Annotated in this window: 15 protein-coding genes; 7 read left to right on the top strand and 8 right to left on the bottom strand. The window is 63.7% G+C overall.

The window, feature by feature from the left end; translation table 11 throughout:
• Positions 1–135: 135 nt before the first annotated feature.
• Entirely contained in the window at positions 136–1,185 is a 1,050-nt protein-coding gene (locus tag FFS35_RS02215) for a PAS domain-containing sensor histidine kinase (protein ID WP_137785462.1), read from the bottom strand.
• A 1,472-nt stretch (positions 1,186–2,657) separates the two neighbouring features.
• On the opposite strand from FFS35_RS02215, the gene FFS35_RS20265 reads away from it, so the two are divergent.
• The 3 genes from FFS35_RS20265 (at position 2,658) to FFS35_RS02205 (ending at position 4,524) form a co-directional block, all read left to right on the top strand.
• Positions 2,658–3,428, top strand: a complete 771-nt coding sequence (locus tag FFS35_RS20265) for a divalent metal cation transporter (RefSeq protein ID WP_249341395.1) — start codon at positions 2,658–2,660, stop codon at positions 3,426–3,428.
• Complete coding sequence (locus tag FFS35_RS20260) at positions 3,368–3,919, top strand: divalent metal cation transporter (protein ID WP_249341394.1); 552 nt, start codon at positions 3,368–3,370, stop codon at positions 3,917–3,919. Before FFS35_RS20265 ends, FFS35_RS20260 begins: the two co-directional genes overlap by 61 nt.
• Positions 3,920–4,002: 83 nt before the next feature.
• Positions 4,003–4,524, top strand: a complete 522-nt coding sequence (locus tag FFS35_RS02205; protein WP_137785461.1) for a hypothetical protein — start codon at positions 4,003–4,005, stop codon at positions 4,522–4,524.
• 105 nt (positions 4,525–4,629) lie between these two features.
• Here the strand turns inward: FFS35_RS02205 and FFS35_RS02200 are convergent, their stop codons facing one another.
• Entirely contained in the window at positions 4,630–5,775 is a 1,146-nt protein-coding gene (locus FFS35_RS02200; RefSeq protein ID WP_137785460.1) for an acetate/propionate family kinase, read from the bottom strand.
• Complete coding sequence (locus tag FFS35_RS02195; protein ID WP_137785459.1) at positions 5,772–8,135, bottom strand: phosphoketolase family protein; 2,364 nt, start codon at positions 8,133–8,135, stop codon at positions 5,772–5,774. The genes FFS35_RS02200 and FFS35_RS02195 overlap by 4 nt, the downstream gene beginning before the upstream one ends.
• A 310-nt stretch (positions 8,136–8,445) precedes the next feature.
• Between FFS35_RS02195 and mgtA the strand changes: the two genes are divergently transcribed.
• The gene (gene mgtA / locus FFS35_RS02190; RefSeq protein ID WP_137785458.1) at positions 8,446–11,004 is read left to right on the top strand and encodes a magnesium-translocating P-type ATPase; all 2,559 of its coding nucleotides are present in this window, start codon (positions 8,446–8,448) and stop codon (positions 11,002–11,004) included.
• Between the two features lie 195 nt (positions 11,005–11,199).
• On the opposite strand, the gene FFS35_RS02185 is transcribed toward mgtA, so the two are convergent.
• The 5 genes from FFS35_RS02185 to FFS35_RS02165 form a co-directional block, all read right to left on the bottom strand.
• Positions 11,200–11,957 (bottom strand): IS5 family transposase gene (locus tag FFS35_RS02185; protein WP_137785457.1). Its coding sequence is split into 2 segments (ribosomal slippage): positions 11,200–11,636 and positions 11,636–11,957, totalling 759 coding nucleotides; the frame shifts between segments, so codons are not numbered across the junction.
• 198 nt (positions 11,958–12,155) lie between these two features.
• Complete coding sequence (locus FFS35_RS02180; protein WP_137785456.1) at positions 12,156–12,785, bottom strand: MobA/MobL family protein; 630 nt, start codon at positions 12,783–12,785, stop codon at positions 12,156–12,158.
• A gap of 88 nt (positions 12,786–12,873) precedes the next feature.
• Positions 12,874–13,752, bottom strand: a complete 879-nt coding sequence (locus FFS35_RS02175) for a 3'-5' exonuclease (RefSeq protein WP_137785455.1) — start codon at positions 13,750–13,752, stop codon at positions 12,874–12,876.
• A 70-nt stretch (positions 13,753–13,822) separates the two neighbouring features.
• Positions 13,823–14,482: a hypothetical protein gene (locus FFS35_RS02170; protein ID WP_137785454.1), complete on the bottom strand. Its 660-nt coding sequence runs from the start codon at positions 14,480–14,482 to the stop codon at positions 13,823–13,825.
• Between the two features lie 281 nt (positions 14,483–14,763).
• Complete coding sequence (locus tag FFS35_RS02165; RefSeq protein WP_171007471.1) at positions 14,764–17,649, bottom strand: MobA/MobL family protein; 2,886 nt, start codon at positions 17,647–17,649, stop codon at positions 14,764–14,766.
• Between the two features lie 646 nt (positions 17,650–18,295).
• On the opposite strand from FFS35_RS02165, the gene FFS35_RS02160 reads away from it, so the two are divergent.
• The 3 genes from FFS35_RS02160 to FFS35_RS02150 are packed head-to-tail and all read left to right on the top strand — an operon-like array spanning position 18,296 to position 21,818.
• On the top strand, positions 18,296–19,141 hold the full coding sequence (locus FFS35_RS02160) for a hypothetical protein (protein WP_137785452.1): 846 nt from the start codon (positions 18,296–18,298) through the stop codon (positions 19,139–19,141).
• Positions 19,138–19,431, top strand: a complete 294-nt coding sequence (locus FFS35_RS02155; protein ID WP_137785451.1) for a hypothetical protein — start codon at positions 19,138–19,140, stop codon at positions 19,429–19,431. Before FFS35_RS02160 ends, FFS35_RS02155 begins: the two co-directional genes overlap by 4 nt.
• Positions 19,428–21,818: a hypothetical protein gene (locus tag FFS35_RS02150; protein WP_137785450.1), complete on the top strand. Its 2,391-nt coding sequence runs from the start codon at positions 19,428–19,430 to the stop codon at positions 21,816–21,818. The genes FFS35_RS02155 and FFS35_RS02150 overlap by 4 nt, the downstream gene beginning before the upstream one ends.
• Positions 21,819–21,870: the final 52 nt, after the last annotated feature.

Genomic DNA, 21,870 nt, shown 5'->3' with positions numbered 1-21,870 from the left:
TTACTCCTGATGGGCCTTAACGCGCGGGAAAGCCTATCGGCGTGCGGAATCGAGATTCTTTCGAGGTGGCGGCACAGACCGCTGTTTGTCACCGCTCTTGGGCGTGACCGGTCGTGCGGCGCAGCGCCCGCGCTTTCACGCCACTTTCGTCTCGCGGCTACGGCTGGCATCGGATTCCACGTGATCGATCGACACGATGGTGCCAGGATTCCCGCCATGCGTCTCAACGGTGGCGTCCAGCCTTTTAGCCAGCGCCTCGACGATCGTGCTGCCGAGCCCGGTCGAAGCGGACGCCATCGAGGACGGCGTGCCGACCCCGTCATCGCTGACCGACAAGGACCAGTCGCGTCCGTCCGCTTGGTACCCGACGGTGATCGTGCCGCTGCGGTCGCCGGGAAAGGCATGCTTCAGCGAATTGATCACCAGCTCCGTGACGATGAGGCCTAGGCTGACAGAGATATCGGCAGGAACGCTGCTGCTATCCGCGACGACATCGATCGAGAGCTGGTTGTGATCGCGGATCATCGAAGCGCCGAGGCTCTGGCACAGCTCGGTGAAGTAGGTGCGCAGCGCAACATCCCCGAGTGTCGATGTCGCCAAGTGGCGCTGCAGCGACGCGATCGACATCACCCGGCTATGGGCGTCGTGAAGATGGCCCCGGGTTTCTTCCGACTGCACGCGGCGCGCGCTTTGCAGCAGCACGCTCGCTATGATCTGAAGGCTGTTGGCAACGCGGTGCTGCACCTCCTGGAGCAGGATCACCTTTTCGCGCAGCAGCTCGTCCTTGAGCCTGGCGGCGATCCGGGCTTCGGTGACGTCGGCGATCGTTAGCAGCAACAAAGCGGGCTCGGCGCTATAATCGAGCTTGCGAGCCGTCAGGACGAGCTGGCGGGGCTTGGCGCCGCCCGCCAGATCCATGTCATAGGAATCGATGGCCGCATGTCCGGTAAGCGTCGCGCTCAGTAGGGAACGGAGCTGGGGCACGTCCCATTCGCCCGAGCCCAGCGCGAACAGCGACTTTCCGGCCACCTCGGCCTCTTCGGCATGGAATGCGCTACAGAAGGATGTGCTTGCCCCGACGACGGCGAAGGTCCGGTCGAGCAGCAGTGCTGGTGCGCTCGAGCAACTGACTACGGCTCGTGCCAGGCCGAGCGCAACGTCTGGGTGTGTGGGCCGCTCTGTCATTAGGTGCCTTCCGGCGTGCCGGGGGCTCGCAAGATCGAAAGCTTGGCCGGGATTGGGGCGCGATGCCTGTCTCTCAGCTGGGGACATAGACTCGCACAGTCCGTATAACATGGATCATGCGGTTCCGGTGAGAATTCGCACAGTGGTTTGCATCGGCTCGGCGGCATTAGTTCGCATCGATCAAATCGAACCGGCTGTCGCTGGCGTCAAGTAAGGCGAAAGGCGCTTGTGACAATGTGTATCGCCGCAACGGAGCCGACGGGATCAGCAGTAGTAGCGATACCCGTCGCCCCTTGCCGGTCGCGCTCGCGCCCAGGGATTCCGACTCTGCCGTGGCGAGTTTAACGCTCAACCCAGCGTATGCGACATCCTTATGATTCAATGAGAAGCGGATGCCGTTACGCTGAAGTCAAAGGCGTCGCGTCCTGGGCGCAGGCTATTCCATTGAGGATTTCCGGGCTCAGAAAGGCCAACCTGTCTTGGCGCAGAAACCGCTGGTGTCCTTCAGTACCTCCGGGACGCCGCTTGCCTGGCTCGATGAACAGGGCCAAATTCTGTCATTGCGTGAGATATTTGATGTCTATCTTTGGCGGGAATTTGGGATGCGGCAGAGCGAGCACGTGATGATCGATAACGTCGTGCCGAACATGAGCAACGAATATACCAGTCAACAGCTGGGACGGTGCAAGATACCCCAGCACGCACATGCGCCATGCTTCGCAACAGCTAGCCAGCAAAAGGTAGCTCGTACGTTGAGGCTCCATATCATTTCGCCGAAAAACGGAGGGCGCTTAGCTCTTCTTACCGCCTCCGTTACTAGGCGATGATCGATACTCGAACTCCCAAGGGAACGTGACGACGTCGAAGCTATCGTTTCTTGGCTGCAGGAACCACAAACATTGGCTGTTCCGAGTACGATATGACATAAGGCTGGCGGAAATAAGTCGCCTTGCACAGGAAATCAGATGCGGAAGAAGGGTGTAGAGCTGGCGGACGAATTTCCGACGTGTGACGTGTCATCGCATCGACACGCTACCCGCCAGTCCGTTCGATGGTTAGCCTTGATCCTTTTCGTCGTCGCCAGCGTCTCGCTTATGGCGGCGTCACTTTGGGGGGTGAGCCATCGAATAATCTGGCTCGGAAACGCGGCGTTGATGACAGTCACGATGTTTTACGCTGTTTCTGTCTGGATCGCGCATCGTCGCCGATCGACGAACGTTCTAGCTGCGCTTGATCGCCTTCAGGCTCTTCGGGTTGAGGAGCGATCAGAAAGACACATCACTTTCCGTGACCGGGTCCGTCCCCGCAAGCTCGATTCCTGACCTTGGTTGCCGCGCTCGGGCCTCCGCGGCTAACATTTTCCCCTAAGCGCGTCGTTCAATGGTGGCGCGAGGCAGTATGCGTCGCGGGTCTTCCGACCCGTCGGACACGGACCACAGGCCATTTCGTCAATTCTGCGAAGAGGACCAAGAATGAACCTTCGTGAGCGCGTTCGCTCGATCGCGCTGTTCAAGCAGCTTGGTCCCGGATTGATCACCGGCGCGGCGGATGACGATCCCAGCGGGATAGCCACTTATTCGCAGGCTGGCGCGCAGTTCGGTTTCGGGCTGTTATGGACTTTGGTGCTCACCTATCCGTTGATGACCGCGATACAACTGGTCAGCGCGCATATCGGGCGAGTCACCGGTCACGGCCTGGCCAAGAACATGGGCGACATCTTGCCAAGATGGTTGGTGACGGGACTGGTCGCTCTCCTGTTCATCACCAACACGATCAATATCGGCGCCGATATTGCCGCGATGGGGGCGGCCGCGGAACTGGTCGTGGGGGGCGGAGCACATCTGTTCACGGTCGCCTTCGCCGTCGCCTCCCTCCTGTTGCAGATGTTCATTCCCTATCGGCGCTACGCATCCATCCTGAAGTGGCTGACCCTAGTCCTGCTCGCCTATGTCGCACTTGTTTTCATGGTCCATGTCGACTGGGCTGCCGCCGGGAAAGGCATGGTCTGGCCGACAATCGCGGGCGCGGGCGCGATCACGACAGTGGTCGCGATCTTCGGGACGACGATCAGTCCGTACCTGTTTTTCTGGCAAAGCTCGCAGGAAGTGGAAGAGGTCGATCAGGACGACGGCAAGCACGCGCTCACCGAAGCCCCGAACAGGCGACGGGCGAGTATATCCGGATGCGAATGGACACGTATGTTGGAATGGCGGTGTCGAGCCTGGTCGCGCTCGCAATCATGATCGGCACCGCTGCTACCCTGCATGCCGCCGGCAAGACTCAGATCGACACCGCGGCTGATGCCGCGAAGGCGTTGCAGCCGGTCGCCGGTCAGTTTGCCTTCCTGCTGTTTAGCCTTGGGATCATCGGCACCGGATTTCTCGCCGTCCCCGTGCTCGCCGGCTCATCGGCCTATGCGATAGGCGAGTCTCGCGGATGGAAGTGCGGCCTGGAACATAAACCGTGGGAGGCCGTCGGATTCTACTCGGTCATCGGCGCTGCCACGATCCTTGGAATCGGCATCGACTGGTCCCCGTTGGATCCAATCAAGGCGCTGTTCTGGAGCGCCGTGATCAACGGCGTCGTCGCCGTCCCGATTATGGCGGCGATGATGATCGTGGTGTCGCGGCACTCGGCAATGGGCCAGTTCACGGCGACGCGTTGGCTGCTCTTCTTCGGCTGGGCTGCAACTGCCGTCATGGCTGCGGCTGCGGTGGCGATGATTTTTGTCTAGTCGAAGCGAGCGAGTAGTTTTGCATATATAGTTCAGCGCTGATCTCGTTCAGATTCGGTCCTTTGCGCCCATTGGAGACATTTGTGACCGAGTATTCCCCGAGCAGCCCGGAATCCACGGCATTCCACACCCTCGCGTTCACCACCAAGGAAGCGGCTGCGCGTGCCTATCAAGATCTTGTCGCCAGAGGTGTGTTGCCCGAACAGATTAGTCTGTTTATCCACGCAAGCCCGCCGCACAGGGATGACGCTCTGGACCACGACATCGATGTTGGCGGCGTTGCGGGAGCCGGTGCCGCGTCATTCGCCGGTGGCGTGGGCGGTTTTCTCGCCGGCTTAGGCTTGCTGGTAGTACCAGGCTTTGGACCTCTGCTTGCCGTCGGACCCATCGCTGCGGCCTTGACCGGGGTGATCGCGGGAGGCGCGTTGGGTGGATTCGCCGGTTCGCTGGTCGGTGCTGGCGTCTCGGAGATTTCCGCGTTTGCGGCGGAGAAGCATCTCGCGGCTGGTCATGCCATTGTTGTCGTTGCCGATACAGCCTGGAGCAAGGAACTCGACGAAGCAACGCAGCGATTTCCGGATTTGATTGCGAACCACGCAGCCTGACGGATCGCCAAGTGTATTGGACCCAACGGATCTATCACTGCGAAACGAAGCAACACTTGTACCGAAATAAGCGGCGGCAGATAACGATCTGTCCTTTGCGGTTTCTCACCGCCTGAGGAGAGCGCCGACGTGACGGGCGATCTGCTCATCTTCCCGCGATGTAAGAACGCGTAGTTCGCACGCGGAATCCGATCGATCGATATGCCCGGTTTTCGTCCGATTGGCGGCATCGTCGAGGCAAACGCCGAAGCAGCGCAGCGCGTGGCAGATGCCCGCGCGCGCGACCGCGTCATGTTCGCCGATGCCGCCAGTGAATACGATTGTGTCGACGCCACCCAAGGCCACGATCATGCCCGCGATTTCCTTTGCGACGGACATGCAGAACATCGCGACCGCCAGCCGAGCGTCGGGATTTGAGGGCTCCGCCTCGTGGAGCTTGCGCAGATCGCCGCTCACGCCGGAGATGCCAAAGAGCCCCGAGCGATGATCGACCAGATCCTCCAACGCGGCCGCATCGTATTTCTTCTCGCGCATCAGATAAATCAGGACGCCTGGATCGATGTCGCCGCTACGCGTCGCCATGATGATGCCGCCTGATGGCGTCAGCCCCATACTGGTGTCGATCGAGCGTCCGTCCTGCACTGCCGTCACGCTCGCTCCGCTGCCGAGATGCGCGATGACCAGGCGCTTCGGTAGCGCATTGCCGAACTGATGGACGATGGATTCGCAGGACAGCCCGTGAAATCCGTAGCGCTGGATGCCTTCGAGTTGGAGTTCCTTCGCAATGGGCAGGATACGGGCGATGTCGGGCATTTCCGCGTGAAAGGCCGTATCGAGGCATGCCACTTGCGGCACGTCCTGCCAGGTCTGTTTGGCAAGTCGGATGATAGCAAGCGCGGCGGGGGCGTGAAGCGGCGACATCGCACTTGCCGCTTCGAGATCGCGTTCCCCCCGGTCATCGATCACGCAGTGGACGCGAAGCTTCGGACCGCCGTGCACGATCCGGTGACCGATCGCCTCGGGCGCCGAAAGGCTGGTCTTCGCTAGAAGCGACGCGATCGCCTGTAGCGTTGCTTCCGGCGTCTCCGCCTTGATCGGCGTTCCCGGCAAGGCCGAACCCTTTGCGTCCTCGGCCTGCAACTCGGTACCGTCCGTCTCGCCCGTCATCAGCGCTTCGGTCTCGGCCCCTTCGACACGGTAAAGCCCGAACTTGAGCGAGGAGGAGCCGCTGTTGAGGGTGAGGACGATCATCGCACCCAGCGCCAGTCGCGAACCTCCGGCATGTCCTCGCCATGCTCGGCGACGTAGAGCTTGTGGCGCTCCATCGTCGCCCAATAGCGCTGCGTCTCGGCCGCCACCCGATCCTTGAACCGGGGGATGCGCGATATCGCATCGAGCGCGAGCTGGTAACGGTCGAGATTATTGAGCACGACCATGTCGAACGGCGTGGTGGTGGTGCCTTCCTCCTTGTAGCCACGGACATGGATCTGGTCGTGGTTGCGCCGACGATAGGTGAGCTTGTGGATCATCGCCGGATAGCCGTGGAAGGCGAAGATCACCGGCTTGTCGGTGGTGAACAGTTCATCGAAATCCTCGTCGGACAGGCCGTGCGGATGTTCGGACTGGGGCTGCAACACCATCAGATCGACGACATTGACGAAGCGGATGCGTATGTCGGGCACATAGTCGCGCAGCAGCGTGACTGCGGCGAGCGCCTCGAGCGTCGGCACGTCGCCGGCGCACGCTAGCACGACATCCGGCTCACCCTCGTCGCTCGCCCATTGCCAGATGCCGGCGCCGACCGTGCAATGGACGATCGCCTCATCCATCGTCAGCCACTGCCATTCCGGATCCTTCCCGGCGACGATGAGGTTGATGTAGCCGTGGCTCCGCAGGCAGTGATCGGCCACCGACAGCAGGCAGTTGGCATCGGGCGGCAGATAGATGCGGGCGACATCGGCCTTCTTGTTGGCGACATGATCGATGAAGCCCGGGTCCTGGTGCGACAGCCCATTATGGTCCTGCCGCCAGACATGCGAGGTCAGCAGGTAATTGAGCGATGCGATCGGCTTGCGCCACGGGATCTTCGCGCTGACCTTGAGCCATTTGGCGTGCTGGTTGACCATCGAATCCACGATATGGATGAAGGCCTCGTAGCAGGAGAAGAAGCCGTGGCGGCCGGTCAGCAGATAGCCTTCCAGCCAGCCTTGGCAGAGGTGCTCGCTCAGTACCTCCATCACGCGTCCTGACGGGTCGAGATTTTCGTCGACCGCCTCCATATCGGCCATCCACGTCTTGCCGGTCACTTCATAGGAAGCCTCGAGCCGGTTCGATGCGGTTTCATCGGGCCCGAACAGGCGGAAGTTTGCCGCCGGCAGGTTGAGGCGCATGACATCGCGGATATAGCGGCCGAGGGTCCGGGTCGCTTCGGCTTGCACACCGCCTGGCGAGCTGACCGCAATGGCATGGTCCCGGAAGTGGGGCAGATTCAGCGGCTTCAGCAGCAGGCCGCCGTTGGCATGAGGATTGGAGCCCATGCGACGATGCCCCGTTGGCGCGAGGGCGGCCAGCTCCTCGATCAGCTTGCCGTTACCGTCGAACAGCTCCTGCGGCTTATAGCTGCGCATCCAGTCTTCGAGCTGTGCGAGGTGTTCGGGATTCTTAAAGTCGGCGATCGGCACCTGGTGGGCACGCCACGTACCTTCGACCGGCTTGCCGTCGACTTCTTTCGGCCCGGTCCATCCCTTGGGCGTGCGGAACACGATCATCGGCCAGCGCGGGCGCGCCGCTCCACCCGCAGGCGCATCGGCTGCGCGCGCCTCGGTCTGGATCGCGCGGATTCGCGCCAGCACGATATCGAGCGTTGCGGCAAGCTGCTGGTGGACCAGCGTGGGATCATCGCCCTCGACGAAGAAAGGCTCATGGCCATAGCCGCGCAGCAGGTCGGTCAGCTCCTCGCGGCTGATCCGCGCCAGCACTGTCGGATTGGCGATCTTGAAGCCGTTCAGATGCAGGATCGGCAGCACCGCGCCGTCACGTGCCGGGTTGAGGAATTTGTTGGAATGCCAGCTCGCCGCGAGCGGCCCGGTCTCCGCCTCGCCATCGCCGACGACGCAGGCGACGATCAGGTCGGGATTGTCGAACGCCGCGCCATAGGCGTGAACAATCGAATAGCCGAGCTCGCCGCCTTCATGGATCGATCCCGGTGTTTCCGGGGCGACGTGACTCGGCACGCCGCCCGGCCAGGAAAATTGCCGGAACAGCCGCCGCATGCCCGACCGGTCGCGTTCGATCGCGGGAAAAAGCTCGGTATAGGAGCCCTCGAGATAGGTGTGCGCCACCAGGCCCGGCCCGCCATGGCCTGGGCCGATGACGTAGATCATATTTAGATCGTGTTGGACGATCAGCCGGTTCAGGTGGACATAAAGGAAATTGAGCCCGGTGGTCGTCCCCCAGTGGCCGAGCAGGCGCGGCTTGATGTGCTCCAGCGTCAGCGGCTGTTCGAGCAGCGGATTGTCGCGCAGGTAGATCTGTCCGACCGACAGGTAGTTGGCCGCGTGCCAATAGGCGTTCATCCGGGCGAGGAGATCGGGCGACAGGGGTTCGGTCATGCGTATCTCCGGCGTTGGCGGTGCGACTAAGCCATTGCATCTGCTGGCCGAACCAGTTGTTGCTCGGCAGTTGAGCCGGGCGGGCGCAGTTTGCGAGGGTCTCCACGACGCTGTCAGGAGACATAGCCTATCCGCAATGGGCTTTGTCGCGCTCTTAAGCGAGCGATGTTTCCGAGATAAGACGAGCGCGACCCATATAGTTTGATCGTGCTTCCGCCAGGGATCAAGCCTATGCTCAGGCTATCGCTGCGGCACCTGCAGGCATCCGGCGACTGAGAGACAATTGTGCTCCCGCTTGTGGGGAGATCGTATGGCTACAGTTCAGCCCAAGACAGTGCAGCCGCCCCTCTCCAACGCAAACGCCAAGAAGCCATTCTGGACGCTTTCCACTGACGACCAGAGCAAGGCTCTTGGCTGTACGCAGAACGGCCTCAGCGCGTCTGAAGCGGCCGAGCGGCTGAAGCGCTTTGGCGAGAACGCGGATGCCAAGCATCGGCGGGTCAGCCCGATCCGCGCGATCCTCCGCCGTTTGCTTGAACCACTGTCGCTGATCCTGCTGGCGGCGGGCGTCGTCTCGATCGCGACGGGCGATGCGATCGGCGGCGCGATCATCGTTGCCATCCTTGCCTTCTCGGTCGGTCTCGACACATTCCAGGAAGGTCATGCCGAGCAAGCCGCCGAGGTGCTGCGGCGCTCAGTCGCGCTCAAGGCCGAGGTGAAGCGCGACGGCGATTTCGTACAGGTGCCGGTCGAGGCGGTAGTGCCCGGCGATGTGATCCGGGTACGCGCGGGCGATATCATACCGGCTGACGCGCTGGTGCTGACCGCGTCGGCCTGTACCGTCAACGAGGCCGCGCTCACCGGTGAGCCTTATCCTGTCGAGAAGGAACCGGGGGCGGTGGCCGGCACGACCGCGGCCGAAGCGGTCGGCGGGCTGTTTCGGGGTGCCGTCCTCCAGACCGGGGAAGCGGTCGCGCTGGTGGTCGGTACGGGCTCGGCAACCTTGTTCGGCGCTGCTGCCACGGCGCTCGTCCAGACCGAGGTGCCGTCACCGTTCCAGCGCGATCTTCGCGCTTACGGCCTGCTCACCGCCCGGCTGACGCTCGCGCTGGTCGTGGTGGTCCTCGCTATCAATATCTTTTTCGGTCGCCCGCTGCTGCAATCCCTGCTGTTCGCCGTGGCGCTCGCGGTCGGGCTCACGCCCGAGTTGTTGCCGATGATCACCACAGTCACCCTGTCGCGCGGCGCGGTGCGAATGGCCAAGCGCAAGGTGATCGTGAAGCGACTCGCCTCGATCCACGATCTCGGCGCGATGACGATCTTCTGCACCGACAAGACGGGTACGCTGACCTCGGCCGAGATCCGCCTCGCGCGCAGCCTGAACGCGTCGGGCGGCGATGATCCGCGAGCCTCACACCTCGGCGCGATCGCGGCCACGCTCGGCGGCGACCGCGGGGCGATGGATGCCGCGCTGATCGCTTGCGCGACCGATGCAGCGAAAGGCTGGGCCTCGCTCGAGCGCCGCGCCTTCGATTATACGCGCCGCCTGGGGTCGGTACTGGCGAGCGGCGCCGAAGGCGCGCTGCTCATCGTCAAGGGCGCGCCGGAAGCGGTGCTGGCGCTCTGCGTCTCCAGCCGGAACGGCGATGCCATCGCCGCCATGGACGACGCGGCGCGTGCCGCGGCGCTTGCCCGCGTCACCACGCTGGCGGAGGCAGGCCAGCGCGCCGTCGCGGTGGCATCCCGCGCCTGGACCGGCGACCCGCACGAGCTTGCCGATCCCGACGAAGCGGGACTCGTTTTCGAGGGACTGTGTGCCTTCGAGGATCCGCCGAAGCCGACCGCCAAGGCCGCCATCGCCCGGCTGGCTGCCGCCGGGATCCGGTTGAAGATCCTGTCCGGAGACGATCCAGTGGTGGTGAAGCGCCTTGCAGGCCTGGTCGGGCTCGGCGCCGAAAATGTCCTGTCGGGCGCCGATATCGCCAATCTCTCCGACGACGCGCTGGCGGTGCAAGTGCAGTCGGTCGATGCTTATGGTCGGCTCGCGCCGGACCAGAAGTCACGACTGGTCAAGGCGCTTCAGGCCAAGGGGGCCATAGTCGGCTATCTGGGTGACGGGATCAACGACGCGCCGGCGCTCAAAGTGGCGGACGTCGGCCTGTCGGTCGCAGGCGCCACCGGCGTGGCACAGGCAGCGGCCGACATGATCCTGCTCGATTCCGATCTGGCGGTCGTCGCCGACGGGGTCGAGGAAGGGCGGCGGACCTTCGCCAACATCCTCAAATATGTCCGGATGGGTGCAAGCTCCAATTTCGGCAACATGCTGTCGATGGCAGCAGCGTCGCTGTTCCTGCCCTTCTTGCCGATGCTGCCGACCCAGATTCTGCTCAACAACCTGCTCTACGACGTATCGGAGATCGGCATCCCCTTCGACTCCGTCCGTCCCGAAGCCGTGGCGCGACCGCAAGTGTGGGACATGAAGGCGCTGGTCCGGTTCGCCGCGATCATGGGGCCGCTCTCGTCACTGTTCGATATGTTGACGTTTGGCGGCCTCCTCTTCCTGTTCCATGCCGCCGCACCCGAGTTCCAGACCGGCTGGTTCCTCGAATCGATGGCGACGCAGATCCTGGTGATCTTCATCATCCGAACCAACGGTCGACCCTGGCGCGATCTGCCGCGGCCGTGGCTCGCCGCGTCGTCGCTTGGCGCGCTGGCGGTCGCCATGATCCTGCCGTTTACCCCGCCCGGCGCTTGGTTCGGATTCGTGACGCCCCCTTGGCGCATCACGCTTGTCCTCGGCATCATCGTCGCGGTCTATTTAATTTGCGCGGAGCTTGTGAAGCAGGGGTGGGTCGAACGGACAAGATAGCGGCGTCGTAAGTCGAGTTGCATCCGGAAAATGGGCCGATCGAGTCATCTTCGAGCGCGCACTTTCTCGGAACGGCCAGCCCGACGCCCATAGGCTAATCAGCTGGCGCGCGGCCGGCTCACTGACGGCGAAGCCTCAGCATGCTTGTGCGCCAGCGTAACAAGCCAAGCGGTCGCTAGGGTCAGGACTCATAGGTCATAGCCAGAAGATGACGGTGGCAGCGAGCGCGATGGCGGAGAAGAAGGCGGTCGGGCATCGATCGTAGCGTGTGGCGACGCGGCGCCAGTCCTTGAGGCGGCCGAACATGATCTCGATGCGGTTACGGCGACGGTAGCGGCGCTTGTCGTATTTAATGGGCTCGTTGCGCGATTTTCGGCCCGGGATGCAGGGCTTTATGCCTTTCTCCTGCAGCGCGTCCCTGAACCAGTCGGCATCATAGCCGCGGTCGCCGAGCAGCCATTGCGCCTTCGGCAACTCGTCCAGCAGAGCCGCCGCGCCAATATAATCGCTGACCTGGCCGGCGGTCATGAAGAATCTCAAGGGACGGCCGTTGGCATCGGTAATCGCATGAAGCTTGGTGTTCATGCCGCCTTTGGTGCGACCGATCAGGCGACCAAGATCCCCCTTTTTGCCGCCAGGCTCGATGCCGTGCGGTGCGCCTTCAGATAGGTGGCATCGATCATCACCGTCCGGCGCTCGGCGCCCGCGGAGGACAGCCCTTCCACGATCCGCGTAAACACACCCATCTCGCCCCACCGCTTCCAGCGGTTGTAGAGTGTCTTGTGCGGCCCATAATCCTTCGGCGCATCGCGCCAGCGCAGCCCGTTGCGGTTCACGAAGATGATCCCGCTCAGCACCCTTCGATCGTCTACCCGCGGCCGACCGTGGCTCTTGGGAAAATACGGCGCAAGCCGCGCCATCTGCTCATCCGTCAGCCAATACAGGTCGCTCATATCCAGTCTCCTCTCGGAGCCTGATCAGATCGCAGCCCTCACATCAATGGGTCCTGACCCACGTTAGCATCTGTCGGTTGGGTGCAAGGGTAAGCCTGCGGCGGAGGTCCCGCCAACTTTGTGAACACAGGTCAGACCGGCCGCTGGCCTGCTGTCGTGCGCCGCGCTCGCTGCCGGTCCAATCGGCCGAGTCGCGATCTACGCAGCAATTGTGTAGCTGCGTGGCACGAGTCCTGAATGCGCCCACCATTTCTCGGTGAGCGACTTGCGCGCCTTATCTGTGCGTAGCCAATTCTGACGCACCCGTCCAACGTCTACGTGTGACGGATCGAATACTCGCGTCGTGATCAACATGTGGAGGTGTGGCAGGATCTCGGGCGTGTCGTTTGTGCCAACGCGGTGGTGAATTGCCCAGTCGACTGCCATACCCTGCGAGGTCAAATGGTCTTCGGCGAACCCTTCGATCAAGTTGCGCCAGCTGGCGACATCCTCGCCGATCGGCAACGAGCCGACCGCATGCGCGAGAACAGGTTCATCGGGCCTGATTGCCGCAGCATGGGCATCGGCCTGATCCCACAATCCAACGCCATCAAGCGATGTATGGCTCGCTGCCCTGGCGGGTGCGCAACGGCCATAAGCAACAAGGTCGTCTCGCACCGACCAATCGGGAGTCGGCCCGACCAAGTCGATGCCATGCTGGCGATGAATATAGAGCCACGACGCGCGGGCCGTGCGGTGAGTGCGCAGCAGTTCGGGCGTGTAGCGGCCATTCTGCTGGTGCACCGCATAGCGAATGTTGAACGGACGATCGTGATAGAGGCTGAACATAGGTCTTCTCCTTGGGTGATAGCCGCACGTCGCGGCGATTCCCGCGGGCGTGGCTGCGGGATTTTGTGAAAAGTGATGGTTTCGGTGGTCAGGCGCGGTGGCGTCGGTGCCAGGTGAGGGGCTCGATCGTCGGATTGTGGCAGGCCGCTTCGGCGGCCAGCCAGGCTTGTTCTTCGTCGGCGTTCGTAACGGCCACCTCGCTCCACCAGCGGCGGATGGTCGGATCCCAGCGATAGCCACGCGCCTTGAGCCGGTCCTTGACCTCGAACGGGGCGCCATCGGCCGTGATGCGGACGGTCGGACGCTGCGCGGACAGGATCATCTCGCTGCACGCCGTGCGCCCCGAGGGCAACATCGCGATGAGCAATGCGACCAGGGCGGCGACATCGGCATCTGCCCGGTGGCGTGCATTGAAGAACCCAGCCACCTCAGCCAGAAGCGCGCCGAGCTGACGCCCTTCATAGCCAAAGCCACGCCAATCGATGTCCTTGAGCGAGCAGCACCACGGTTTGCCGGCGACCGCCGGATACCGGCGTTCGATCCAAACGGCATCAAAACTGGCGTTATGCGCGACGATCAGATCGGCATTCGACAGCAAGTCTAACGCCGCTACGTCATCGATACGCTGACCTGCCAGATCCGCATCGGTGAGCTTGGTCAGCCGCACGATCTCGCGCGGTAACGGATAGCCCGGATCTTCCAGCCAATCGTGAGCCGGCCCGATCGCGACGATGCGCCCACGCGCATCGAATTTGACCTGGCAGATCGCGAGCTCGATGATGTGCCCGGTGGCAGGGTCGAGCGAGGTGGTCTCGGTGTCGAGGATCGCGGCGGTGCGGAGTTTTCCCTCCGGTTCGGGCAGGGGCACCAGATCTAACGGCGGCAAGGATCGCAGGACGCGATAGTCGGGGTGCGCTTCGAGGATCGCAGCAGCGCGCTCGGCGTCAGGCGACAGCCAGTCGTGCATGGTCGTTCTCCTAAACGACACAGCCCCGCCGAAACGGGGCCGTGTCGAGGGTGACTGATGAAGTTGGATGTCAGACGTAGGATTGGCCGTCCTCGAAGGTCAGCCATCGACTCTCGTCACCCGCATCGCGCCTCACGCAATAGTCGCGGTAATAGCTGGCGAATGACGCCGCCCGATGGAACGGGCGCGAGGCGAGCAGGGGCTTCAGTCCGGGCCGTTCGATCTCGATGTCGAGCAGCCGTAAACGAAGCGGCAGGAGCGTTTCGAAAAACGCATCCGGAAACCCACGCAGAAATGAAGCGCCGTGCGCCCACAAGATCACCCGCGACACGGCGGCGGCCAACGCCACGTCCTCGACCGCCAACGGCGCATCGCGATTCCAATACCGCGCCACATCGCTGTCGAGGACGAGGTTGGCCGGAATCCCCAGCCGCCGGCACAGAGCCGCCTCGTCATGCCCTGCACCGAACATCGCCACCGGATCGATCAGCGTCTGTCCCTTGGCCAGCACACCGATCGTAGGCTCGCTGAAGAACCGTCGGGAGGTCGCATCGATGGCCAGGACGTCACAATCCGCCTCGGTAATGATGATCGGCACGCCCGCGATCAGCGCGTCGTTGACGAGCACCGGCAGCGGGAATTCCATGTCGCGGGCGTCGGTCACGCAGTTGATCGCAACGTCGCGGTGTCCGTCGTCGCGCTCGACGAGCGTGACGATCGCCGCCGCCACTGGCTTGCGCGCGAGCGTGGTGCCCGGCGGCATGTCGTCGACGGGTACGCAGGCGATACCAACCGCCTGGATCACAGGCGGCAAGATTTGAGATTTCATGACAGTCTCCTTGGCAGGAGAACTGGAAGGCCAAGAGCCATATGCCCTTTTCCTTCACCCTCCAGTTCTCAAGCCCAAGCGCCAGCGTTTCTCTCTTCCTGGCCGCGCGTCGCACGCGCGGCCGACCTGTACGGCGTTCGGCGACGCCGGCGCTTTTCCACGCCGGTCGCATGCGTGATGTCTCAGCGCGACAGGTGTAACTCTTGAGGCGACCAGGACGGCGCCGTCACGTTTGTGACGATTGCGCGCATTTCGGCGCTGAGCTCTAGTGGCCAGACCGGCCGGCTCGCCGCGCGGCTCAGGCTGACCGTCGCCACGACAAGCTGCCGCACGCGAGGATCGTGCTGCCATCCCTTGAGTAATGTCCGGATCGTTTCCGGCACATCGTCTGTGGCCTCAAGGCCCGAGCGGCGCGCCACGTCGATGCGGTTGGGATACTCTCCAGCATAGCGTATTAGCATCAGCAGTGGTCTGGTCGGCTTGCCCGTCTTTTTGGAGAAGGCGACGATGCGGACACCGTCGAGGCCGCCGTCATCACTGCGGCGTCGGGGCACCTTGGGCCGGTCCTCTGGCGCCATCGTTGCGACATCAGCCTTCGCAAGCGCCCGCGCCTTCGAACGCTGCTCAGCCACGTCATTGTCACGATGGGCCTGGCGCACCGCCAGTTCGATGGCGAATACGTCGCTGCCAAAGAATTCGTCCCGCGCCCAACGATCGACCCGCTGTTTGAGTTGTAAGTCGAGGTCGTTCGGCCAGAACCGCACGCCGGTCTTGCTGAATGCCAGCGGGCGCAGTTGCGCTTCTGCGCTGAGCGCGGCGACCACCTGCTGTTGCTCGCTGCGGAAATCGCTTAGCGCGCGCTGAACGTGCCGTTGCATGAGCCAGTCGTCATCGACGTCCAAGGCACCGGTCATGCGCGGATCGATTCCGAACGAGCCGTCCCTGAAATCGCCGACATAGATATCCGCTCTGCGCAATCGGTCGATCAGATGCTCATCACGCTCGAGCGCCCGCACGGCGCGATCATCGAACTCGGTGCGCGGATGATCCTCGAGCCATTCGCGATCGGGGATTACATCGAGGGTGTTTTGCGGGCCCCTATCGGCACTCTTCGCAAACGTCCGCCGTCCACGATAGGTGCGAACCGCCGGCGGCACGGCCGCAGGGTTCGGCGTGCCCAACCCATGAGCCGCATCGCCTCGCCGGTCTTCCGAATCCCGCGTTTTCTTCGGCCCAGCCGCACCCGGCGCGACGAGCGATACGCCGCGATCGGCTTCACGCCAGGTGTTCAGAGCGGCAAGCAAATTGCGCGTCCGCATTACCGTCTCATCATCACCGTCTACCCCCATCCGCGACGCAAGCGGCGTGATGTGCGCCTCTGCTGTTATTGACGGTTCGAGGACTTTTGCTGGGCTGGTGCCTTGAGACGATGACTGTTGCGCTGGAGCGGCACCGGGTAGTGACAACAGAGGAAACGGGGGCGCTCCCTTGTCGGCGACGGACAGCCTGCGGTCGTGGGAATGCTGGCTGGAAACCTTCCTATCGGTAGCCACAAGCGTCCGAGCGGTAATGAGCGTTGTCGTTCGCGGCGTGCCCCCTGCACCTGCGGTCAGGGGTGGTCGCACGGTCACAGGCTGACCGCTTGGGGCGGCACTCACCCGCGTCATTTCGATCTCGCGGCCTGCAGCAGCCATGCTGGACGGTTGCCGCAAGTCCTTGGGCACAATGAGCGGGATCGACGGCGTGGCTGATCGCCCGGCAGCAGTCCGGAGCGGCCGCTTCCCAACGTGTTGCGCGTCTTGGATCATCGGAGGCGGCGCAGTCGGCGCGACTGTAGCGGCGCTGAGACGATTCGCGAATGACTCGGGCTGGGAGGCTGTGAGGCGCGGCGATTGCGTGGAATTGGAAGCAGGTGCCGCGATCAGCGGCATATGGACGCGAGGAGCATTCGCGTGCACGAGCTTTCGCGGCGCTCTCGCTTCAGCCTCCCGCGCCCGCATCTCCGCGATGGCGGCGTCACGCAACTGCGTAAGCGCAGCGATCTTCTTGTCGGCGTCGTGGATCGACCGGCGCAGCGCATTGCGCGCGTTCTTGATCCGGTTGCGCTCGTAAGCCCACACGGTCTTGCCGCGGCGAGCCATCGCGCTCCTGGCCTCATTGAGGTGCTCGCCAGCCTCGAGGTTGAGGCCGCGCGCACCGTAACCCAAACCCGTGTAGCGCATATTACGCTGCGCCTTTTCCGCGGCTTCCGACATCGAATGCGCCCACAAATGCCGCAGCATCTGCACCCCGTCGCGGCCGTCGAGCTCGCCGCGGACATGATCAGCGAACGACCAGCAATAGGGCTCGATGCGTGTCGTCGGACGAAAGTTGGTGAGGATGTGCGCATGGACGTTACGGCTATCGCCGCCGTCGGGCGCGCGATGGATCACCGCGCTGTACGGCAGACCCAGAGGTTCGAGCACCGTCTTGCAGAAATGGTTGAGCGCCGCGGCCTTTTCGGCATCGCTGGCGTCAGCATCCAGCGCCACGATGAGGCGGATCTGGATCTTGCCGTTCTTGCGTGTTGTCGCATCTTCGATCGCCTGCCACGCGGCGCTAATTTCATCGAGGTCGTCGCCGAGATTGGCGATGATGATCGGCTCGCCCTCGGCGTCACGTAGCACGGCCTCATCGCGTGCTTCGTAGAGCCAGCGGTCTCGCGCGGCACCACGATAGAAGCCGGGCGATTTCCGCCCGATATAGCTTTGGCTGTAGTGAACGCCGCGCATTCCGAAATCGTCGATCACCCAAGACGACGGGATCGTCGTCATCGAGATCGGCTTGCGCGACGGCGGCATCGTGACGCGCTTCACGACGTCTGATGTCTGCGGTGCCGGCCGGTCGGCCTTGACCTTGGCACGCAGTGTTGCCGCCATCCGGCGACTCTCGCGATCAATCTCGGCAAGCTCCTGCAGAAACCGCCTGGCCGCCGCGCGATCTTCGAGGTTGCGCTGCAACTCGTCGGCTTTCTCCTTGGCCGCCAACCGGCGCTGTTTGGTCGCTTCCGAGCGAGCCTGGCGAAGCACGATTTTGAGCGTAGCCGAGGTTGCAGGGGTGCAACTGCCGTCCGGCAGGACGACGAACACTTCTATCGGGGGCGGGGGTGGAACAGGGCCGGCGGAGCCGCCCGAATTCGACGAAGGCGAATTCATTTAATGCGCCCCCCGCCCTAAATCTGAAACCCCGCTCCCATTACGTGTCTGCCCACGGCGGTTCGTTATCGAACCGAAACGAGCCGCCACCTCCATCCACGCCGATGCATACGTCTTCGCCGGGCGACACGGTCGATGGTCGGCCAACGAGTGATGACAACGGTCCATGCCGGCCAGTCTGGCCGATCGAGCGGATTCAACCCATGTAAGTCCGGCTTCTCGACAGCTTCGTCACGGCATTCAAGTCGCGGTCGCGACCGAAAAATGACGTGCGGTGAAGATTCACCTGTGCACGAGCCGGACCATCTCCCATAAGCTCGGGGTTGGGCAACCCCGTCCGGCACAGGAGCCGGGCCGCCCGATGATCACGCATCACTATTTGGCAGGACCGCCACGAACGGCCGCCCGGCGAATGCCCGCGGCCGGACTTACATCGCTACCAAAACCCGCAGCGTCGAAGACGAATCTCGAAGGAGATTTCGTCATATCCGACCACGCTACGCCCGCCGACGCCCGCGACTTGCTCGCGGCGATTGATCGCGACATCGCCCACCTGGCTGCAAGCCGTCAGACCGCGCTGGATCGGATCGTCGCGCTCGACGCCGAGTTCGCGTCGCTTGGCTACCACCCGAACTATCCGGCCTATGTTCACGGCGGGATGCTCGCCGACAAGGGGTTCGGATCCGCGCACATCCTCGCCGTCGCTGGGTTCTACGACCTCGACTGGCGCGAGGCGCTCGACCGCCTGGAGAAAGCACCGGCCGACCCCGGCGACGATCCCGCCTGCCTGCTGGTTCGCCTGCGCCATGCCTGCGAGGCTGACGCGATGCTCGAGGTCGCGGGCTTCGCGTGGTGCGAGCAATCTCATCTCCTCAAGCGAGGCGCCATCGAGGGCTACTGGCTCAAGCACCCCAAGCTCGGGCTCGGCCAGCCGGCGAAAGCGTTCGGGCTGAGGCCGGATCACGCCGCCGCGCATCGCGGGCTCTTCGCGCTATCGACCGCCACGCTCAAGCGCGGGTTCGAGAATGCCGCGGTCAACCAGTTGGACCAGCGGTTCGGCGCCATGCTGCCTGCCGTCATCGATATGGGCGGACAGCGCCTCGCCCGGATCGGCGCCGCAGCGCTCCACGATGATGCCGAGACCCGCTATCGGGACGACTGCCGCCGCTTCGCTGCGCACCAGGCCGCGACGCCCGATCGCCGGTGGCGCTGGAAACCGCCGCTGTCGCGGCAGGGCCACCTCGCGGTCACGACGGCCCGCGCGAAGAACATCGCGGTGCCGACGGAGCGCACGCGCGGCCACGCCGCCGGCTGGCTCGACGACCATGACGCCAACATCCGCTTTACCAGGGAGGAGGAAGAATGACTGCGATCAACATCACGATCGACGGCGCGGAGCGCACGGTCACTGACATCACGCTGTATCGCAACGATCTCGCGAATACCGCGCGGATGCTCGATAAGGTCTATGCCGGGTTCGACGCCACGCGTCCCGATCTCCTCGTTTCGCGGGAGGAGGAGATCGTGAAGCTCTACAACCGCTATCAAGACCTCCGCGCGATCGTCGATCAGTGGGATGGCGCCGAGAAGAGCCGTGAGAATATCCTGGCCGGCTGGGTGCTGGTTCAGCAGCTGCGTGAAGGCGGTGCGCCATGACGCCGGACCGCGCATTCGATCGTGACAGCCGCACAGATATCGAAGGGCTTGCTCATCGCTCCGGGATCACGCTCCCTGGGGTGTTGCGAGCCGATGGCACGGCATCGGACGATCAGATCGCCAAGGTCGCGCCGGGTACCAATCTCAAGCTGGCGCTGCTTCCGCATCGTGAACTTGGTGCCGACCCCGTCTCGTGGCCTGGGGCCGCGATTGTCGGCACGCGCGAACCTGAGATCACCGCGTATCTCGATCGATGCGGTCCCGTAGCCGGCAGCGCCGACGCGGCCGCATCCATCGCGCAGGCCCAGAGCCGCGATGCCATCCTGTCGTGGCTCTACGACGTCACCGGGTTTCGCTACGCACCCGCCGCCCTTTGGAAGCTCGCCGGATGGCAGATCGGCTGGGCGGTCGACTTTCTCGACCGGCTGAAGCGTGGCGGCGCGGAAGGAGCCCTCAGCATGGCGGAGCGTCAGGCCGCAGCCGCCGTCCGCGCCATGTGGGTTGCACATGATCAAGCGCAGGAGGTGCTCGGGCTTGCGACCGCGAGCGGTGCGGTTCCGGTCGGCCATGCGCTGATCGATCTCATTGCGGCGTTCGATCGGATTTGCGACGAAGCAATCACGTCCGGCGAGGTGCACACCATCCGGCACCGCAATGCCGTGAAGGAGGCCCGCGCCCTGCTGGTGGCCGACCTGGAGCTTTACTGCGCCCGAATATCGGAAGCCGATCGCGCCGCGACGGCCAAAGCTGAACGCGCGCGGATCGGCGGCGCCCTGGAGGTCGCACGCCGGATCATCCAGGCAACGGCGATGTTCACCGTTGCCAGCGAGGCGATCGGTGAGCGCATCCGCCGACTGGTACACGTGCTGAAGACGAAGGCAAAGGTTGCAAGGGCGCCCGCCAGGCATGCCGATATCGAGGCCGGGTTGAGCGCCGCAAACGCCGGGTTGGACCGGCTCATCTGCGCCGGCCTCGGCAATACGCTCGAGCACACGGCATGGCCCATCGCGACTCGGATCGGCCTTGGCCGCCTCGGACTGACCGATCGCGCAGCGCGACTAGCGTTGCTCGATTGTATCCGCACGGACCTCATCTACAAACTCATCGTGACCCGGCGGCTCGACCGGCTCTACCGCGTCCTGCCATGGATGGCAGCACCGTCGGAAGCGTTCCCGCTGACCTTCGCCGGCCCACTCGGCGCGATCGCCCAGCTGTTCGAAGCAGCCCGCGCGCGCGAGATCGCACTCGAGCTGATGCGGCGCCTCTATGAACGACAAGGCGCCCCGCGCCTCGATACGAATGAGGGTCTCGCGGCGTGCGGCACGCCCGCCGCCGTTCACGCCGCCGTACAGGCCCGCACTCGCGCCGGCTTTCTCATCGCCGAGGGCGCGCATTCGCATCACATGGTGCAGGCATATCTCGGCGGCCGCAGCTTCGACGTCCTGCACCCCATCCCTGTTGCCGTCGCGGGAAGCACCGAATGGCATCTTCGCATCAGTCTCAACGATGCGTCTACGGCGAATACGGTTTCCGACGCCGAGCGCGGCAAGCCGGTCTATTCGATCACCGACTATGATACGGACCTGCCCCGCTACATGGGGCTGACACTCATCGATCTGCTTCGCGTCGCGCTGTTCGACATCTTTCCCGGCCACGCTCGCGGTCCGCGGTTCGGGCTTGACATAGCCATGACGGCAGAATTCGACGAGAAGGAACTCCATCGTACTGTTTCCGCCATGGCAGGCGCCCCAAGCGCTGCGAACCGCGAACTGCTGCGCTCGATGCTGAAGTCGATCGACGTCGATGAAACGGGCATGATCGACGAATGGCCATCCGATGACGCTGTGGTCGCCGCCACGGGGATGATCGAGCTCAATCGCGCCGATGATCTGTTCACTCGCCACACTCCGGACAGCAAGAAGAGCACCGGGGACTCAATCCGGCGCAACCTGTCGCCACTGATCGCGAATATGGGGGCTCTCGGCGTGCATCTACGAGCGCTCATCGACAGGGCGCGGACCTGGACGACGAGCAAGGATGGGAAGATTCGTTCGGAGGATGCGCCGCTGGCGGCAGTGCTCACCGGCGACGCCTTGCTTCCCGGCCTCGTGCCAAGCGCGCAGCTGTTCGTGCCCGCCCTATGGTTCCGGCCCGACATCGACCGTCACCTCCATGGCTGGCTCGCCGACGGCGCACCGATGTGGGCACCACTCGCGCTGAATAATGTCCAGCATGCCGGCCTCATTGCCAGGCATGTCGTGATGATGCGCGACGCCGCGCCCGCGCTCTATGCAGCGGTCCGATCAGACCGCGAGATCTCGCGCATTCTGGTGCCGCTATTCACCGGGCTAGCCGGGATTACCGCAGATCATGCGCATGTGCCCTGAGGCAACGGTCCTGCGCGCGGCATTTGCAGGGACTTACATCGCTAGGGCGAGC

The sequence above is a fragment of the Sphingomonas sp. 3P27F8 genome, assembly GCF_005502745.1.
Lineage (GTDB): Bacteria > Pseudomonadota > Alphaproteobacteria > Sphingomonadales > Sphingomonadaceae > Sphingomonas.
The sequence above is the reverse complement of the archived record's forward strand: the minus strand, read 5'-3'. Positions and strand labels throughout refer to the sequence as shown.

Bases quoted from the DNA above. Each gene is read 5' to 3' on its own strand.
- FFS35_RS02195 (WP_137785459.1), bottom strand. From the start codon at position 8,135: ATGACCGAACCCCTGTCGCCCGATCTCCTCGCCCGGATGAACGCCTAT.
- FFS35_RS02215 (WP_137785462.1), bottom strand. From the start codon at position 1,185: ATGACAGAGCGGCCCACACACCCAGACGTTGCGCTCGGCCTGGCACGA.
- FFS35_RS02150 (WP_137785450.1), top strand. From the start codon at position 19,428: ATGACGCCGGACCGCGCATTCGATCGTGACAGCCGCACAGATATCGAA.
- FFS35_RS02200 (WP_137785460.1), bottom strand. From the start codon at position 5,775: ATGATCGTCCTCACCCTCAACAGCGGCTCCTCCTCGCTCAAGTTCGGG.
- FFS35_RS20265 (WP_249341395.1), top strand. From the start codon at position 2,658: ATGAACCTTCGTGAGCGCGTTCGCTCGATCGCGCTGTTCAAGCAGCTT.
- FFS35_RS02175 (WP_137785455.1), bottom strand. From the start codon at position 13,752: ATGCACGACTGGCTGTCGCCTGACGCCGAGCGCGCTGCTGCGATCCTC.
- mgtA (WP_137785458.1), top strand. From the start codon at position 8,446: ATGGCTACAGTTCAGCCCAAGACAGTGCAGCCGCCCCTCTCCAACGCA.
- FFS35_RS02155 (WP_137785451.1), top strand. From the start codon at position 19,138: ATGACTGCGATCAACATCACGATCGACGGCGCGGAGCGCACGGTCACT.
- FFS35_RS20260 (WP_249341394.1), top strand. From the start codon at position 3,368: ATGCGAATGGACACGTATGTTGGAATGGCGGTGTCGAGCCTGGTCGCG.
- FFS35_RS02180 (WP_137785456.1), bottom strand. From the start codon at position 12,785: ATGTTCAGCCTCTATCACGATCGTCCGTTCAACATTCGCTATGCGGTG.